This is a genomic window from Paenibacillus lutrae (assembly GCF_009757775.1).
GTDB lineage: Bacteria > Bacillota > Bacilli > Paenibacillales > NBRC-103111 > Paenibacillus_F > Paenibacillus_F lutrae.
In genome coordinates, this window is sequence record NZ_RHLK01000010.1 from 148,787 (window position 1) to 166,280 (window position 17,494).

At 47.9% G+C, this 17,494-nt stretch carries 12 protein-coding genes; 6 read left to right on the forward strand and 6 right to left on the reverse strand.

What is annotated here, in order from left to right; translation table 11 throughout:
* The first annotated feature begins 24 nt into the window (after positions 1-24).
* The 6 genes from EDM21_RS17060 (at position 25) to EDM21_RS17085 (ending at position 11,992) form a co-directional block, all read left to right on the forward strand.
* A complete protein-coding gene (locus EDM21_RS17060) occupies positions 25-3,930 on the forward strand; it encodes a type I polyketide synthase (RefSeq protein WP_157337388.1) in 3,906 nt (1,301 codons plus the stop codon).
* A complete protein-coding gene (locus EDM21_RS17065) occupies positions 3,923-7,360 on the forward strand; it encodes a beta-ketoacyl synthase N-terminal-like domain-containing protein (RefSeq protein ID WP_166542066.1) in 3,438 nt (1,145 codons plus the stop codon). The genes EDM21_RS17060 and EDM21_RS17065 overlap by 8 nt, the downstream gene beginning before the upstream one ends.
* Before the next feature lie 11 nt (positions 7,361-7,371).
* A complete protein-coding gene (locus EDM21_RS17070) occupies positions 7,372-7,635 on the forward strand; it encodes an acyl carrier protein (RefSeq protein ID WP_157337392.1) in 264 nt (87 codons plus the stop codon).
* Between the two features lie 30 nt (positions 7,636-7,665).
* Positions 7,666-8,808, forward strand: coding sequence for a radical SAM/SPASM domain-containing protein (locus EDM21_RS17075; RefSeq protein WP_157337393.1), 1,143 nt, complete (start codon positions 7,666-7,668; stop codon positions 8,806-8,808).
* Positions 8,809-8,838: 30 nt separating this feature from the next.
* A complete protein-coding gene (locus EDM21_RS17080) occupies positions 8,839-9,948 on the forward strand; it encodes a hypothetical protein (protein WP_157337395.1) in 1,110 nt (369 codons plus the stop codon).
* A 325-nt stretch (positions 9,949-10,273) separates the two neighbouring features.
* Positions 10,274-11,992, forward strand: a complete 1,719-nt coding sequence (locus tag EDM21_RS17085; protein WP_157337397.1) for a proline--tRNA ligase — start codon at positions 10,274-10,276, stop codon at positions 11,990-11,992.
* Between the two features lie 128 nt (positions 11,993-12,120).
* On the opposite strand, the gene EDM21_RS17090 is transcribed toward EDM21_RS17085, so the two are convergent.
* The 6 genes from EDM21_RS17090 to EDM21_RS17115 form a co-directional block, all read right to left on the reverse strand.
* Positions 12,121-12,435: a DMT family transporter gene (locus EDM21_RS17090; RefSeq protein WP_157337399.1), complete on the reverse strand. Its 315-nt coding sequence runs from the start codon at positions 12,433-12,435 to the stop codon at positions 12,121-12,123.
* Complete coding sequence (locus EDM21_RS17095; protein ID WP_235918243.1) at positions 12,435-13,154, reverse strand: DMT family transporter; 720 nt, start codon at positions 13,152-13,154, stop codon at positions 12,435-12,437. The genes EDM21_RS17090 and EDM21_RS17095 overlap by 1 nt, the downstream gene beginning before the upstream one ends.
* Positions 13,154-13,930 (reverse strand): MerR family transcriptional regulator, encoded by a 777-nt coding sequence (locus tag EDM21_RS17100; RefSeq protein WP_157337401.1) that lies wholly within the window; start codon positions 13,928-13,930, stop codon positions 13,154-13,156. Before EDM21_RS17100 ends, EDM21_RS17095 begins: the two co-directional genes overlap by 1 nt.
* 248 nt (positions 13,931-14,178) lie before the next feature.
* Positions 14,179-15,630: an esterase-like activity of phytase family protein gene (locus tag EDM21_RS17105; RefSeq protein WP_157337403.1), complete on the reverse strand. Its 1,452-nt coding sequence runs from the start codon at positions 15,628-15,630 to the stop codon at positions 14,179-14,181.
* Between the two features lie 213 nt (positions 15,631-15,843).
* Entirely contained in the window at positions 15,844-16,164 is a 321-nt protein-coding gene (locus EDM21_RS17110) for a hypothetical protein (protein ID WP_157337405.1), read from the reverse strand.
* Between the two features lie 340 nt (positions 16,165-16,504).
* Positions 16,505-17,062 carry a hypothetical protein gene (locus tag EDM21_RS17115; RefSeq protein ID WP_157337407.1) on the reverse strand — a complete coding sequence of 186 codons (558 nt, stop codon included), beginning with the start codon at positions 17,060-17,062 and terminating at the stop codon, positions 16,505-16,507.
* Positions 17,063-17,494 lie beyond the last annotated feature (432 nt).

Sequence of the window (17,494 nt, forward strand, 5' to 3'; positions counted from 1 at the left end):
CTATTACATCGGGAGGTGGACTGAATGGACTTTCGCTCGATTAAGTTAGGCGATATGACTTTGGGAGATTCGAATGACTTCAGTGAGATAGCTATAGAAGAAATCTCCGAGCAAGATATTGCGATTATCGGTATTTCACTTAAGCTGCCTCTAGCCGAGACTCCAGAGGAATTCTGGCATAATTTGAGAACGGGCCTTGATTGCGTAAGAGACATTCCGTCTGTACGGAAGCAGGATGCAGACCGTTATTTGGAGTTCGTCGGGCTGGACCCTGATCAGATCACTTATGGTGAAGCGGCTTATCTCGATGAGATCGACAAGTTTGATTACACATTCTTTAAGTTGTCTCCCAAAGAGGCCAGCTTGCTGGATCCGAACCAGAGATTGTTCCTGCAGACGGCTTGGAACGCGATTGAGGATGCGGGATATGGCGGTTCTAAGCTCGAAGGAAGCCGAACGGGAGTTTACTTGGGATATGGCTCCGATTCGGATTATAAGAAGATGATTCATGAAGTGGAACCCGAATCCGTTTCACTCTCTATGCCCGGGAATGTGCGGCCGATCATCGCCAGCCGGTTGTCTTATTTGATGGACCTGAATGGTCCGAGTATGGTGGTGGATACGACTTGTTCTTCTTCGCTTGTGGCGGTGCATTTGGCCTGCCAGGCCATACGCAACGGAGAGTGCGATTTGGCTTTGGCCGGCGGGATACAAGTCCACCTCATACCGGTCCGGGAATTTGAGGTAGGAATCGAGTCGTCAACCTCCCGTGCAAGGACGTTCGACGATGACTCCGATGGTACAGGAACAGGCGAAGGTGTCGTTGCGATGCTGCTGAAGCCTCTGTCAAAGGCACAGGAGGACCGTGATCACGTCTATGCTGTTATCAAATCCAGCGCAGTCAATCAGGATGGCAGTTCCGTTGGCATTACGGCTCCGAATGCGAAAGCGCAGGAGGCTGTCATTGTAGAAGCGTGGAAAAGAGCGGGCATTGATCCCAGAACGATATCTTATATAGAAGCACACGGAACGGGGACCAAGCTGGGAGATCCGATTGAAATCGAGGGAATTCAGAGAGCTTTCCGCAGATACACGGACGACAAGCAATTTTGTGCTGTCGGTTCCGTTAAAAGCAATATCGGCCATTTAGATAATACAGCCGGTATAGCCGGGATGCTGAAGGCCGTCTTGTCTCTTAAGCACAAGGAACTCGTCCCTACGCTGCATTTTGAGAAGCCGAACAGTAAAATCGCATTCGAAGAGTCGCCTATTTATGTGAACAACCGGCTGGAGAAATGGGAGAGCGAAGCGGATCCGAGAAGGTGCGGAGTCAGTTCCTTTGGATTAAGCGGCACGAATTGTCATCTTGTGCTGGAGGAAGCGCCTGCAGGGAATCCCGCGCAATTTGCCGGAGTGGCTGCAAGACCTGAGCTGTTCGTACTCTCCGCCAAAACGGAATCCGCACTGCAAAGCCTCATCCACAGCTATATAACGTTTCTGAAAAATCATCCGTCTCTTGCTCTCGGCGATCTCTGTTATACCGTCTGCACAGGACGAGGTCACTATCCTTACCGGTTAGCTTTTGCTGTGGAAGACGTCCAGGAATTGATTCGTTTGCTGGAAGAAAGCCCACACGCCGGACTGCAGGAACAAGCGGAATTTTTACCAGGGAATCGCTTTGTCGATGCAGACCGGGTGAATGATAATGTCAGACGTGTATCGGACGCAAACCGGCAAAAGGAAATGAATATAACAGCAGAAGCCGAACTGTTTAAGTTTTTGGATTCAGGAAAACAGAACGCAGCTGTCCTGCGCGAACTTTGCAGCCTTTACATTCAAGGAGCGGCCATAGAGTGGGACCGGTTGTACAGGCAGGAGAAGAGAAAACGGATCAGTCTTCCGACGTATCCTTTTGATAAACACCGGTGCTGGCTGGATCTTCCTGAACTTATGAGTGAAGACAACGAGGCGGATGCCGATAATTTGTATCACCAAACGATCTGGATGAAGCAGCCGCTCCAGGATCTTATCCCTGCGCACAAGCCAGGGCGCTATCTGATCTTCAACGACCATAACGGAATCAGCTCCGGGCTGGTGCAGAAACTAAGAGCAGCGGGCTCGCAAGTCTTTGAAGTCGGGCTGGGTGACGGTTATGAGAAGCGCAGCGATTCCTCCTTCGTCATCGGTGGGAAACAGGCGGATTACGAACGATTGCTCGAGGACCTTAGCGGCAAACCGATTGACCGGATTGTTCATCTTCTTTCCTTATCTTCACCGGATGGCGGAAATTCGCGGAATGATTTGGAGCATCGTTTGAATCACAGTGTGTACAGCATGTTTTTCCTCGTGCAAGCCTTAATTCAAATTCGGGCTTCAGAGCAAGTCGACATAGTGATCGTCACAGAAAGGGCAGATGAAGTTATTTCGGAGCAGGATAAAGTGATTCCTGAGCATTCCGCTTTAATCGGCTTAGGTAAGGTCGTCCGGTGGGAATCTCCCAATCTTAAAGTCCGCAGTATAGATGTCGATCCTACTGAAGATGTTGCAGAGACGATCTGGACAGAACTGCACTGCGGTACCAAGGAATACAAAATCGCTTATCGCCATGGTGTACGGTATGTCGAAAGAATCGATACGCTGCATATGGAAACTGTTGAATCAAGCCCGGTTGTTTTAAAGTCCGATGGAGTCTATCTCATTACCGGGGGCTTGGGCGGAATCGGACTGCATATCGCCAGACATCTGGCGTCGCAGGAGAAGGTTCATCTCGCGATGATAAACCGGACCGGTCTGCCGCCTAGGTCTGAGTGGGACGGGCTTTTACGCGGCAGCAATAGCAACAGCAAGCAAAGCAGAGCTCTGCGCGCAGTCCTGGAAATCGAACGGATGGGCTCGCAGGTGGATATCATTCAGGCGGACACAGCCAATGAAGCGCAAATGCGGGCTGCCCTCGATCTACTGCGAGATAAACACGGGCACATCCGAGGTGTCATCCATGCAGCCGGTATCGGCGAAGGGAATCTTCTGGGGAATCTGACCGAGGATGAATTCAGACAAATCATTGCTTCAAAAATACAGGGAACCTGGCTGCTGGACCGATTGACTGAACAAGATCAGCTGGAATTTTTCGTGATGTTCGCCTCTGCTATTACTCTAATGGGCGGCATGGGCTCCGGGCCTTATACGGCAGGCAATGCCTATTTGGAAGGTTTCGCGTCTTACAGAGCAGGCCTGGGTAAACGGACGCTCACAATAAGCTGGCCGGCCTGGAACAACACAGGATTGGCTGAAGGGGAACCGGTACAGGAAGAGAAGGAATTGTTCCATGTTCTTCCCGTAAAGCAGGGAGTAAAGGCATTCCACCGCTCGCTGAATCATAAGATCACACATATATTCGCAGGATTACTCAATCACCAAAGCGATCTTTATGCGTTAGGAGAAATGCTGCCGTTCCGGCTGGCGCCTTCCCTTCAACCGGATGGGAAGACAGCGCCAAAAGCAGCGGCAGCGGGAAAATTAAAAGAGAACATCGCGATTCGCCTGAAAGGGAAGGCAGACAGCCGATATACGGAAGCCGAGCAGAAAGTAGCTCAAGCCTGGAAACAAGTGCTTGGTTACGATGAACTGGATGTCCAGGCGAATTTTTTCGAAATCGGAGGAGACTCCATTCTCATTACGAAAGTCCATGCCCTCATCGAAGAGCAGTTTCCGGGCAGGACAACGATAGCTGATTTGTTCTCCTATCCGACTATTGCGAAGATGGCGGAGCATCTTAGTGATGCCGCTTTGCCGGAGGAAAGCGCCTTGCCTTCCTCGGAAAATGCATTCAAACAAGAGATGTTGAGAATATTCGATCATCTCGGTAATCAAGATCTCTCGATTGATGAAGCTCTGGACAAATACCACTGCCTGGAGGTGGCGAATGGATAAGATAGCACGATTGATCTTAGAGAATGTTGCTTCCGGCAAGTTGGATAAAGAAACCGGGGTCGAGCTGCTATGGACCCTCAAGCAGCAAGAGAAGAAGAAGGCAGGGGATATCGCCATCATCGGTCTTTCCATGAGAATGCCGGATGCGGACAACCTGGAACAGTATTGGGATCATATCAAGAATAAGCGTGATTCGATAAGGCAATTTCCCGCCGCAAGGCAGCGGGACTCGAAGAGGTTTATAACTAACTTCACCGGTTTGCAGGAGGAAGATATTCAGTACAGTTACGGAGGCTATCTGAATGAAGTAGACGGATTCGATTACGGATTCTTCCAGTTATCGCCGAAGGAAGCATCTTTGATGGACCCCAACCAGAGGCTGTTTCTGCAAACCGCCTGGGAAGCTATTGAAGATGCCGGATATGGAGGGAAGCGGCTCACAGGCAGCCGGACCGGAGTTTATCTGGGATATGCCGACTGGCCGGTATATGGGCAATACATCACCAAAAACCAGCCGTCGCATGTCGATATGGCCAGTGTAGGGAATACACCTTCCATTATCGCAAGCCGGATCTCGTACCTGCTTGATTTGAAAGGCCCTGCCTTTCTGGTGGATACGGCCTGCTCATCTTCTCTGGTCGCGGTGCATCTGGCCTGTACGGCTTTGAAAAACAATGAATGCGACATGGCCATCGCAGGCGGGGTCAAAGTCTGCCTGATGCCGGTCGATGGTGTTTTTGAAATGGGCATCGAGTCATCCAACCACCGGACGAGCACGTTCGATGACAGCTCAGACGGTACAGTGTGGGGTGAGGGTACCGTGGCCCTGCTGCTCAAACCGCTGGATCAAGCAATGAGGGATCACGATCCGATTCACGCGGTGATTAAAGGCAGCGCGATCAACCAGGACGGAACTTCCGTGGGAATTACGGCTCCGAGTGCAGCCTCCCAGGAAAAGCTGCTGATCCAAGCATGGGAGGCTGCCGGTATTGATCCGGAAACGATCACCTATATTGAGGCGCATGGAACCGGTACAAGGTTGGGTGACCCGATTGAAGTGGACGGGATTCGCAGAGCTTTTCGGCATTATACGGATAAAAAGCAGTTTTGCGCTCTGGGTTCAGTGAAAACGAATGTCGGCCATCTGGATGCGGCTTCGGGTGTCGCCGGACTTGCTAAAGCTATTGCGGCACTCAAGAATAAACAATTGCCCCCGACGATCCACTTCACGAAACCAAACCGGAATATTCCGTTTGAGCACTCACCGGTTTATGTCAGCGATAGAGCGGAAGAATGGAATACGGACGGGTTTCCGAGAAGATGCGGAGTCAGTTCCTTTGGCTTCAGCGGGACGAATTGCCATGTGATTCTGGAAGAAGCGCCGATTGTAGAAAGCCAAGCGGAAGCATCAGTCGCCGGTGAAGAAATTGTGGCGCTGTCGGCCAAAAGCAAAGCTGCGCTTGAAGAGTTAATCCGTATGTATCTGAAAGATCTTCCGGATAACCAGGCAAGCTTACACGATATTTGCTATACCGCCAATACGGGAAGAGGCCACTACTGCTTCAGACTGGCGGTAATAGCCCGGAGCAAAGAAGAGTTGATTCGACAACTTCAGAGAGCCGCCGATGAAGGCTTGGAGAAGTGTAATTCGTATGGAATGCCTTATGGAGAGCATCGTCTGGTAAACGCGCAGCGGGATGACAGAATGGCCGGAGAGCTGACTGCGGATGAGCTGCGAAGATACACCGGGGAAGCCGGTGAACTGACCTCGCGATTCATGGAGCAGCCTCCGATAAGGAGTCAATTAGATCAGTTAGGCAGGTACTATGTGCAGGGCGCGGATGTGAACTGGGAGCTTGTTTACAGCAGCGGTATCGGCAAAAAAGCACGCCTCCCGTATTATCCGTTTCAGAATAAGAGGTGTTGGATCGAGTTCGGACAAGATGTTGCTGCAGAAGCGCTTCCTCTGAGTCCCGCCAGGAAAGAGGACGGTCAGAACCGAGCAGATGCAGCAGAATCCGCTCCGCAGATCCTTCTAAAAGGAAGGCAGGATGAACGGTATTCCCCGATGGAGAAGAAGCTGGCTCTTGTATGGGGACAACTGCTGGGAATTCAAGAAATAGATATTTACGATGATTTTTTTGAACTGGGCGGCAATTCGATCTTAGCCATCAAGATGGAGGTTGACTTGGAAGGAGCCGGCATAGCGTTTAATTCGAACGATATGTACGCTTACCGCACAATTAAAGAAGCTGCCGCACACCTGATGGGGTTAGGGACGGGACTGGATTCACAAGTTGAAATTAAGCCGGATCCGGTTACTGCGACTAATGAGACTGAACAGCTTGCCGGCAATAGTCGGGATGTGGCTGCGTCTGATCCACTCCCGTCAGCCGTTAAAATTTTGCCGGATATGGAGCCGTTTAATGATATTTTCTACCGGAATTGTCTGTATAACTCCATGTTTCCCGTCGTTCGGCATTTTAACCGGAGCGTTCTGCCTTTCTTGCTCAACGATATGATTCTATTTACGGGTGAGCAGGGCGGGGATCAGATGCGGTATACAGTCGAGTACGTATCTGTTCATGCTATTGAGGAAGTATTCGCACAGCTGATGCTTCAAGTGGATACGAGGTCGGATAACACAGATATTCGCAAAGAAATTATCGCAAGCGTATCTCAGGGCAAACCGGTTGTCGTATGGGTGGATTCTTATTACGAATCCATACGGAAAGACGCTTATCTTACACAGCATTTGGATCACACCTTGCTGGTATACGGTTATGACGAGGAAGAGCAGCTTTTTCATATTATTGAACATGATCGGCGGGAGAACCTGTCGTATAAGAAATGTACGCTCTCCTTCGGGGATATGGAGAAAGCTTGTCAAGGGTTTACGGATCATTATCTGCATCAGGATCACAGTGCGACTCACTATGTCTTCGATACGATGATACCTGAAGAATCAGCCGGTAACGAGTTGACTGTTAACGCAGCGCCGGCCTTATTGAGCCGTTTTGCTCAGAACATGCTGTCCAACCGGAATAAGCTGAGTGAGAGCTTGAACGTGCTTAAGCGGTTTGGGGACGACTTTCAGTACATCATTTCATCCGAAGATTTAATGAAAGAACATATACAACATCTTGTTGATTTCGTTAATCAGGTTATCAATACAAAACATGTGGAAAACTACCGCTTGTCCCTGCTGTTCCCTGATGAAGATGAAGTTCTGCTGCTTCTTCAACGGCTTTTGAGTAAATGGGATCTCGTCAGAAAAGGAATTGTCAGGTATATGTATCTTCCGGTCTACCAGCTCCAATCGCTTCAAGCGATCCATGAGAAAGTACGCGAGCTCGCTGAAGACGAGGCCGAATTTACCACACATTTGCTCTCAAAGCTTGAACCATATAGAGAGAAAACCACTGTATAGGAGGAATAATAATGACTATCGAAACAAAAGACGAATTGAAGGAAAGAATCATTAACCTGCTTAAAGAGAATCTCGGTAATGCTGAAGAACTGGATCAACTGGGTCCGGATGATGATTTGTCGGTCCTGGGGGTAAACTCCATGACGTTTATTAAACTCGTGATTGCAACCGAAATGGAGTTTGGCGTGACTTGGAAGGATGAGGATCTCGATTTCCGGAATTTTATGACGGTGAACACGATTATGAATTACATTTCCAGTTCCAGCAACGAATAATCCAATTCAGGAAAGCGGGGAACACCCACAATGTTAACTAAAGCAGGAAGTGGCGTTTCACTTTTAGATCATGTGCAAGATTTGAAGCCGGAAATTAAACAATTGACTCTGTTTCCTTCCGAGCTGTGTAATTACCGCTGCAGCTTTTGCCACATTTGGGGCGAAACCGGATGGGCCCTCAAGGAGCCTCAGCGCGCTATCCGTGAGCAGCTCGATATTAATGTGCTGAAGAGCTTTCTGGATGATGTGACAGCTGTTAATAAAAATCTCGGCGTTATTATTACGGGCGGAGAACCGATGCTGTACAAGCATTTTACAGAGCTGGTCGAACATCTGCGCAGCAAAAAAGCGAACATCTATCTATTGACGAACGGCTCGCTGATTAAGAACAAAGTTCAATTTATTATGGAGAATATTGTAGCCTTAAACATTTCGATTGACGGGCCGGAGGAATTCCACGATTCTATTCGCGGTAAAGGCAGCTTCAAGACGATCTGTGAAAATATCGACGCACTAATTGAAGAGAAGCGCAAACGCAACAAAATGTTCCCTTTTATCAACATCACGATGGTGCTTTCCAAATACAATTACCGGAGCATTAAAGATTTCATGGGAGCTTTGCGTGAACGTTTTAAAGATGCGAATGTCGTCCTTCATGACTCGAAGAACCCTTGGATGAAACGCAGAGACCTCTCGGTTAACTTCGCACCGCTGCTGTTCACATCACAGGAAAGAGGCCTCGCCTATGCAGCGCAGATGAAAGAACATCTGGATTGCGACGTATCCCCGGCATGGCAGGGCTTTGTGGAAGAAACAATCGATACCGACTTCGATACGGCGATTTTGAAGAGCGATCTGGAAGAGATCTGGCAGTCGGAAGGAATCGATACTTCCAGTTTTGTCGATATTCATGATTATTACACAGACATTGACAATGTATTTGGCCGTACAAAATGCGTAGCTCCTTGGCATGAAATGGTTATTCGTCGTAACGGCGAAGTTTATCCATGTGTAGATTTCCCCGATTATAAATATGGGAATATTTATGAGAATTCTTTCCAGGAAATGTGGGAAGGCGAACGTGCAGTCAAGTTCAGAAACTACTTGAAAACAAGCAATTTGATGGTATGCAACCGGTGTACGAGAATGTTTGCCGACAAGGAATCGTTCTAGGAAGCAGGATGGACGCTAGGAGGAATAGCAATGGTACAGCCGGGCACTGACGCTTCTGAAACGAACAGCTCCATTCAGGAGCAAATATTGCCTCTTACGGCACCGCAAGTATACGGATTTCTGGGACATGCTTACGTTCTTGGCATTCTTCAAAATTACGAGGAATGCAAGCCGTGGATATATAACAATTACATTCAGCTGTATATTTCACAGCACTATATCGATATCAAGGAGTATAGGCTGGACTTTAATCCGGATCTGCTGATTATTTTCGGCAATGTGCCCTGGCTGGAATACAACCGGACGGATAAAGGCACATTGGCCCGGTTAGGGGTAGACATTCACGCTTTTCTTAAAGACCACATCGATCGGGGTTTTTACTTTTTCTCTTATGTGAATGACTTTTATATTCCGAATTCAATCAGTTATCAAGAGTATCATTTTACGCATGATATTCTTGTGTACGGTTATAATCTTGATAAACGCACGTACAATATTGCGATTTTCGATGATAACCGGCTATTTTCAATGCGCGAGATCAGTTATGAGGTCTTCGAACAGGCCTACTTCAGTGACACCAGGCAAGATTATATCAGCTTGATGCGCAAAGTCTCCCCGGATGAATACGACAGTTTCAAATATGACATGAAGCTTGGTAAATATGATCTGGATCTGGAGCTCATGGTCGATATGATGGCGGATTATCTGCACGGCGTCAATACGGGGGACAGACTCAAATTGTATTTGAATCCGGAGCCCGGGTTCTACGGCATGAACGTGTATAAAGCCTTGAAAGATTATTTCTCCTTGCTGCTCCAGGATCAAATTAATCTGGATGTGCGGCAGATGCATATTTTGTGGGAGCATAAGAAAATGATGATTGCAAGAATCCGGTATCTGCAAGAACTGGGGTATTTGGGCGAGGAAGTTACCTCGTTGGAAGCATTTATCAAGATTGAGAAGGAAGTCTTCACACTCCGTAATATGCTGCTGAAATTTTTTGTGAGCCGCAACACCACAATTATTGAGAATATTATAAAAGCGCTGGATGGAATTCATGATGCGGAGAAAGAAGCCATACAGGATTTGATTAACCAAATCTGCAGGGATAATCATTTGAATCATGCTGCCTCTTTCTAAATAGAGCTTGACTGCCGAAGCGAATTCATGTAAGGTAATGGAAATTATCATATTCAGGAATTGCTAGGACCAAGGTCAACGAGTTCTATAATCGCCGTACAGAGAAGAAACCCATGGGCTGAAAGGTTTCTCGCAGCGAGTGAACGATTTCCCGCCTTGAGAGCTGTAGCGGAGTCAGCATCCGTTACCGGCATCTGCCGTTATCAGAATGAGGATCGCCTGCGTTAGTAAGCTGCGGTCAAATTAGGGTGGTACCACGACACATTCGTCCCTGACGGATGTGTCTTTTTGTTATTGTGCTCCATAAATAAAGGAGGCTGAACGAATGCGACAAAGTCAATTATTCCTATCCACGATGCGGGAATCGCCTGCCGATGCTGAAGTGATTAGCCATCAGCTCATGCTGCGCGCTGGTTTGATCCGGCAGCTGGCTGCCGGGGTGTATACGTACCTGCCGCTCGGAAGAAGAGTGCTGCAGAAAGTCGAGCATATCATAAGGGAAGAAATGGAGCGGGCCGGTGCCCAAGAACTGCTGATGCCCGCCATGCAGCCCGCCGAACTGTGGCAAGAGTCGGGACGTTATTCCGTGTATGGCCCCGAGTTAATACGGCTGCATGACCGGCATGAACGAGAGTTTGCACTAGGTCCTACTCACGAAGAAGTCATCACATCTCTGGTCAGAGATGAGATCAATTCTTACCGCAGGCTGCCTGTTACCCTGTATCAGATTCAAACGAAATTCCGTGATGAACGGCGCCCTCGTTTCGGCTTGCTGCGGAGCCGGGAGTTTCTGATGAAAGACGCCTATTCCTTCGATACCGACTGGGAAGGGCTCGATCAATCCTACTGGAACATGTACCGTGCGTATAACCGGATATTCGCCCGCTGTGGTCTTAATTTCCGGGCGGTCGAAGCGGATTCCGGTGCAATAGGGGGCGAAGGCGGAACCCATGAGTTCATGGCACTGGCTGACATTGGCGAGGACGCAATCGCAGTTTGCAGCCAGTGTGACTATGCTGCGAATCTTGAGAAAGCGCAGGCAGCTGTCCCTGCGTTCATAGAAGCTGACCAACGGGCGGATGCCGGCACAGCAGAGAAGTTTCACACGCCAAATCTTCGTACGATTGATCAACTTGTTCAAGCCCTGCATATCGATCCTGCTGCGATTATCAAAACGCTTATTTTTATTGCGGACAATAAAGCCGTTGCCGTAGCAGTTCGAGGGGATCGTGATATCAATGAAATTAAGGTTAAGAATTATTTGGGTGTGGAGAACCTTGCAATAGCCGATCCGGCAGCAGCAGCAAGATTAACCGGAGCAGCTCCAGGTTCCATCGGACCTCTTGGTTTAACGGTACCGGTCTTGATAGATGAGGAAGTGGCCCGTATGACGGATGGGGTAGCCGGCGCCAACGAACAGGATTACCATTACCGGCATGTTTATCCGGCCCGAGATCTCGAACTTAAGCACGTAGGGGACTTCCGCAATATAGTTGAAGGTGATTCATGTTCGCGTTGTGAGAAAGGAAGGCTGAATATTTACCGGGGGATCGAGATCGGTCATGTGTTTAAGCTGGGGACGAAATACAGCGCAAGATTAGGGGCCACTTTCTTAAATCCGGACGGGCAAGTACAAACAATGCTAATGGGATGCTACGGCATTGGAGTTTCACGGATACTCTCTGCGGTGATTGAACAGAATCATGATGAGCATGGAATCCTATGGCCAGCTGCCGTTGCCCCTTATTGTGTCCATTTAATTCCGATTTCTGTGAAAAGCGGCTTTCAAATGCAGACGGCGATGGAATTGTACAGCGAGCTTCTTGCTCAAGGGTTTGAAGTGCTGATCGACGACAGGGATGAACGTCCGGGCGTGAAATTCAAAGACTCCGATTTAATGGGGCTGCCTGTGAGAATCATAATCGGTCGAGATGCTGAGCAGGGTATGGTGGAATTGGTTGAACGGAAGATGAATAAGAAGGAACTCATAGATAAGGACGCAGTGTTAAAAAGGGTACGCGAGTTCGTAGAAAGCGAAGTGTGAGAACTCCCGCCGGACCGCAAGTTATACGAAGGTCATTAAGCCGACCTGCAGAAAACGGGTCGGCTTGGTTATTCAGGTGAATACTCAATTCCGGTCTAAGGCAGCCAGGCGGATGAGGAGATGTGAACCTAACCGAGTAATTTCAACCCCGTTACGCAGCAGACTACACCTGCTATACAAAATAAGCGAAGCGGACTTTTGGACTCCTTGTAGAGGAGTATCCCAATAATTGCCGCACCGACCGTACCGATTCCCGTCCATACTGCATAGGCGGTAGACAAGTCAATGGATTTCATAGCTTCAGACAGTAAAGTGAAGCTGATGATGAAACCCCCGATCAGGATCAGATTATTGGACAGATTATTGTTCTCTGACACACGCTTAATCCCAATCACTCCGATAATCTCCATCATTCCGGCAAAAATTAATAACCCCCACGCCATCAGCTAGTCTCCTTTCTGCCGCTTGTCAGTTTCAACAGGATGATAAATACCAGCAGGAGCAGAATGATTCCGACTTTCAAGGGACGGATATAACCTTCCATCACCGCTTCCATAATGACCAGACCTACCGTTCCAATACCGGTAAACACACCGTATACAGTGCCGATCGGTATAACTTTAACAGCCCGGATCAATAAATCAAAGCTAAGTAATAAAGCGGCAAGAACGAAGATAGAAGGGACATAATCGTACTTGAAGCTGGACGCCCATACAATTTCCAGTCCTCCGCCTGCAAGAACGTAGGTCCAGCCCCGCCGGGTACTGATAGGCGGCTTTTCCGGTTTTTTGACGAGTACAGCAGCAGGCGGCACCTCCTGTATACGCTCCACTCCGGACACGTTATTTTCTTGTACGTGTTTATTTGTCGTCTTGACTTTATTTTTTCTGCCGGGGAATAGGAGGTATGACAAATCGATCACACCATGAATAAGAAGAACCGTCTTCCACACCTGGCTCATTTTGTTAACCGGATCATTCAAATAGATGTCAACTCCTCGGTTCCAAAAATGTCTGGATAGATGGTCCAGATAAGAACCGTTGGTTAAGTCAGAGGCAGGTACCACCCCAACGATGAATACAAGCAGTACATGGGCCAAGGCAAAGATCAGCAAATGGTATATGAAACTGAATCCGATTCCTCGGGACTTAACTGTTTCCATCAGCTGCTACCTCCTTCCTCTGTAAACTGGAGATAATAATCTACAATTTTATCTACATAAGCCATCATTTCTACATCCATTCCATAGAGCCGAGGCTGTTCTCCCGCAGCAGGTCGCATCGTCTCCCAGTACTTTTCCGTTAACGCCTCATCACCTTGGAATAACTGATCCGCGAGGTTCAGAATTTCTTTAGCGAGCTCTTGCGATCGGGCAGAGTCCTCCGGCTCATGGACATGCTCCCGGATTTTCTTGAGGAGCCGGGTCCATTCTTGGATCAGGGGATCATCCAGGTCATCGGAGGGGAGCTTTGCGATCTCCTCGGGCGTAAAGAACTGAGCGCGCCATTTATTTTTATTCTCGGGCTCTATAGTCTGGATTTCCTTAATAAAGTACAGCATTTCTTCGAGCCGGACCTCGTCATTCACTTCTATGGAGTACAGAGAACCTTGCAGAAGCTGTTCGATTCGAAAAAGCCTGCGCTGCTCATCCCGGAGCGAGCCGATTTGGGAAATGATCGCTTCTTTCCAGATGTCCTCTCGGGTCTCACTTGTGGAATTCCGGTTATTCTGATTGAAAATATCCTTTATGGCGGACAAAGAGAAACCCATTTCTTTTAAAACGAATATTTCCTGAAGCTTCAAAATATCAGAGCTGTCATAGATCCGGTAACCGGAATCGGGTTGTCTGGCCGGATGCAGCAGGCCCAGCCGTTCATAGTAATGCAGCGTTTTAATGGTAACGCCTGTTTTGGCTGACAGTTCACCTACAAGGTACATCTTTCTCCTCCTAAGTAATTCTTTTCTATCTCTAGATTAAATCCTCCCCTATAGGGGAGGGTCAAGGTATATTTTTACTAAGCGGAAGACAGAGGAGTCAGGCCGCATTTTGTATCGGGTCGTGTGACTCTGAAAAGAATGCACGAGTCCCGGAATCCGCAAGACTGTGTACTTAATCATTTGCCTATGGTATTGCAAAAACCCGGCGGGACCGATTGGTCTGGCCGGGTTAGTCAGGTTGCGGGTAATTATTGGAGGGTATACGGCAGTTTAAACGTCCATAGCTCTGTTCCGTTCTCCGGGGAAGTGCTGCCTACGCCAAAATCATTATCGTTGACAATGACAAGTTTATTGCCGTCAACCAAAGATAATCCTTCTACTTTCTCATAAGGGTATTTAAAAGCGACCAGATCCAGGATAGTCTGTTTGGCTGGAGGCAGAATATGATGTTTTTCCAAATCCTGAATGGTCATTTGCTCCAGCGTTTTTCCAGCTTGGCTGTCGTCATATTTTCCCAGGATATTCGTCGCATTAGAGAGATCTATCGAAAAAATACTTTTCAGCTCTGACTTATCGCCTGCGTTTTTGTCGCGCTCGTCAACGAGGAGTGTGTTCTCATTCACGACTACAAGGTCGGAAATCACAATGTCGGCTTGCTTTAATCCCTTGTAGGATTTGGCATCTTCCGTCATATAAACGTATTCAGCGACGGGCTCCAGTGTAGTCAGATCAAACTTGATGAGACGCAGCTGCCGTGAGTTATCGGTTTCCTTGCCGGGGCTGCGGAGCGGGCTCTGCATCGCCATGAACATGTACTTGCCATCCGGTGTAATCCCTACCGCTTCCGCACCGCGGTTCTGGCGAAGCTTATTGTAGACCGCCGGCAGCGTTTCACGTGCCGGTACGAGCGGAGCCTCCACCTGATCCGCCCAGCCCTTCGGTACGATACGTTCCATCACTGTCCCGTCACGTTTCACATGGACGAGGGAAGGACCGTACTCATCGGAAAGCCAGAACGTGTCGTCCTTCGGATTGTAAGCGATCCCTTCGATATCAAGACCATAGGGATCGTAGGCAAGCTCTTGCTTTAGAGCAGCATCATAAGGGACTTCGTCCCGTCCTTTGATATTCGGAAGACCGGTAATGCCTGCATCGCCCGTTAACGGATTTGTACCGTTCACCTTCAGCGGTATCTCTTCGAGGATGTTGACTTGCCCGTCTTTCAATTCAATTTTATAGATCGTCGGTGTATAATCGACCAGCGGAAAAGTACGTACAGTCGATCCATTCACTTCAATTTCACCGTTTGGACCGCGGTCTGCGGTTGAATAGAAGATATGATCCGGGTCGCCGGGCAAATGGGTGAGAGAGGAACCGATGCCTATCTTGATTCCTTCTGCCAAGTCAGGTGCCGCAAGCGTATATTTGCCGGTAAGTTCGGGCTTGTCCGTCAGGGATACGCGGCTGCGGAACGGGTCCCAATCCACGTATTTGCCCAGTGCTTCACTAAGCGCTCTCACCGGGAGGAACAGATGTCCGTCAATGTTGACCCCAGGAGTGGAGGGGGAAACTGTTTTACCGTTATTCGTGTACGTGATTGCCTCTGCAGTCGTCCCAGTCACACCCGCCGCAAAGACATTCGCCGTTCCTCCCACAAGCGTTAGTGCTGCTGAAGCGGTAATAAGCCATTTTTTCTTCATCCTGTCTGCTTCCCCTCTTTAGTAAAATTCTATTCCTATGTATGTTACTATCCTTGACTATAGCAAGGGTTTGTTAACGTTAAGTAAGGGGCATGAGAAGATTATGTAAAGATGTGCACCAACTAATTAAGGATAGATGAGGACAAAAAAAAGTAAGCCGTAAAGGCTTACTTTTGGTCATCCGAGTCCAAGACCTATATCCAGGCAAGCGGATTATTTGAAATAGTATTGCAAATTACTGATGGACAGCTGGGGTCCGCCTATGGAGATTGTATAAGTACCACTCGGCAGGTTAGGTATGGATGCATGTATCGTTCCGGTGCCGCCGTAGCTTCCAAATGCTCTTGAGTAGACAACTTGACTGTTCTGGTTGGTTACCCATATATCTGCTGTTGATCCTTGGAAAGATGCGGTAATTACGAGTTCTCCCTGGCCGCTGATCTGAGCGTTGCTGACTGCAGAAGCGGAGGTGATCGGAAGTATAGCAAATAGGGCCAGGCAAATAAATAAAATCCCGAGTGTTCTTCTTTTCATTCATCTCATCCTTTATTGGTTATTTTGTGGAGCGAAGCCCTTTCGGCAGAAGCTGGCACAACCACCTCCTCACAAGCTTGTGTAAAAAGAAACGCCTATTCAATCGTTCTAAGATGCATGCCATCTGAACTATAAATTTACATTTATACCATCATATTATAGGTTTCTTCCCTATTCTTCTATGATGACAAGCAACGATTATTTATATAAACCAACTTTTTTTAGATTTTGATTCCGTATATTTGAGCCGTTGTATTTTTATGTCATGTTTATAAATTTTAGATTTCGTTTGTGCGAAGAGAGCGAGGCTTCTGCGTTTGCCGACTTCTGAGTAGCCGGGTTATTTTTTCACCATGATATACTGTCGTTCCTTCCACTCAAATTCATCTCCGAGCTCAAAAGTATTCAGGTCCAGCGTGAAATCAAGTGACCTATCCGGGGGCTCTGAGAATCTGTCCATTCCATGCGCCCAGGCGGCATAGAGTTCAACAAATCCTCCTGTACCCAGATTATTGTGAATATAAGAGAAAAGCTGTGTTAAACATTTTCTACCGGTCAGATAGGCAGTGGGCGAGTGTTTGCGGGATTGCTTGCTGATACAAAAAGACCCTCCGTCCGGATCAATCTGGTAAACAAACGGATGCTGAAAATACGCTGCTGTATGCTGGCTTTGTAACGGTCCGCTCACATAGAGTCCGGCAGCATCCTCTTCCGTTTCATATACATCGGTCTCTTCTTCATACAAATGTGACAGGTCCACTATGGAATGAATGGGGGTTACGTCCTTTTGAGGCGGACCTAATTTGAGAGCATCTATGAGCTTCATAGTCGTTTTCTTCATTCCGAAGGAGCCGGTAGGGAGTTCATGATCAGCAGCGATATAGTAGTAAAGTGTCATACGATATCAGGCCTCCTTAAATATTTCAATTATTTACCAGTAGGGTATATCCAGCTTAAGCTAGGAACACATGAATATCAAGGCAGGAAGGCTTGCAATAACCAATCTGTACCGTACGGTTAAATCCATTTACTTACAATCGACATTGACACTTCTCCTTAAAGAAGCATAACAGGGGAAGCGGGTATTAAAGAAAGCTCGTTATGCGGGTCACGGACTTCCGCTGGAACAACCGGAAGAGGTGAACCGGCGAATCATTGCTTTTCTCGGACAACGAAAAAGATGATCCCTATGAATAAGGATCATCTCAGATTGCAGACAAACTCCTTTGTTCCGAATGGAACTCAGGAGTTTGTCTTGTTTGGAGAAATAAAAAACTCAAAAATGCAGTAAGTTTCTGTTTTGAGCCACCGGTTCTCCAAAGCCAGGTGG

Coding starts and splice junctions, on each gene's coding strand:
- EDM21_RS17110 (WP_157337405.1), bottom strand. CDS start 16,164: ATGAAAAGAAGAACACTCGGGATTTTATTTATTTGCCTGGCCCTATTT.
- EDM21_RS17085 (WP_157337397.1), top strand. CDS start 10,274: ATGCGACAAAGTCAATTATTCCTATCCACGATGCGGGAATCGCCTGCC.
- EDM21_RS17095 (WP_235918243.1), bottom strand. CDS start 13,154: ATGGAAACAGTTAAGTCCCGAGGAATCGGATTCAGTTTCATATACCAT.
- EDM21_RS17080 (WP_157337395.1), top strand. CDS start 8,839: ATGGTACAGCCGGGCACTGACGCTTCTGAAACGAACAGCTCCATTCAG.
- EDM21_RS17115 (WP_157337407.1), bottom strand. CDS start 17,062: ATGACACTTTACTACTATATCGCTGCTGATCATGAACTCCCTACCGGC.
- EDM21_RS17105 (WP_157337403.1), bottom strand. CDS start 15,630: ATGAAGAAAAAATGGCTTATTACCGCTTCAGCAGCACTAACGCTTGTG.
- EDM21_RS17065 (WP_166542066.1), top strand. CDS start 3,923: ATGGATAAGATAGCACGATTGATCTTAGAGAATGTTGCTTCCGGCAAG.
- EDM21_RS17060 (WP_157337388.1), top strand. CDS start 25: ATGGACTTTCGCTCGATTAAGTTAGGCGATATGACTTTGGGAGATTCG.
- EDM21_RS17075 (WP_157337393.1), top strand. CDS start 7,666: ATGTTAACTAAAGCAGGAAGTGGCGTTTCACTTTTAGATCATGTGCAA.
- EDM21_RS17070 (WP_157337392.1), top strand. CDS start 7,372: ATGACTATCGAAACAAAAGACGAATTGAAGGAAAGAATCATTAACCTG.
- EDM21_RS17090 (WP_157337399.1), bottom strand. CDS start 12,435: ATGGCGTGGGGGTTATTAATTTTTGCCGGAATGATGGAGATTATCGGA.
- EDM21_RS17100 (WP_157337401.1), bottom strand. CDS start 13,930: ATGTACCTTGTAGGTGAACTGTCAGCCAAAACAGGCGTTACCATTAAA.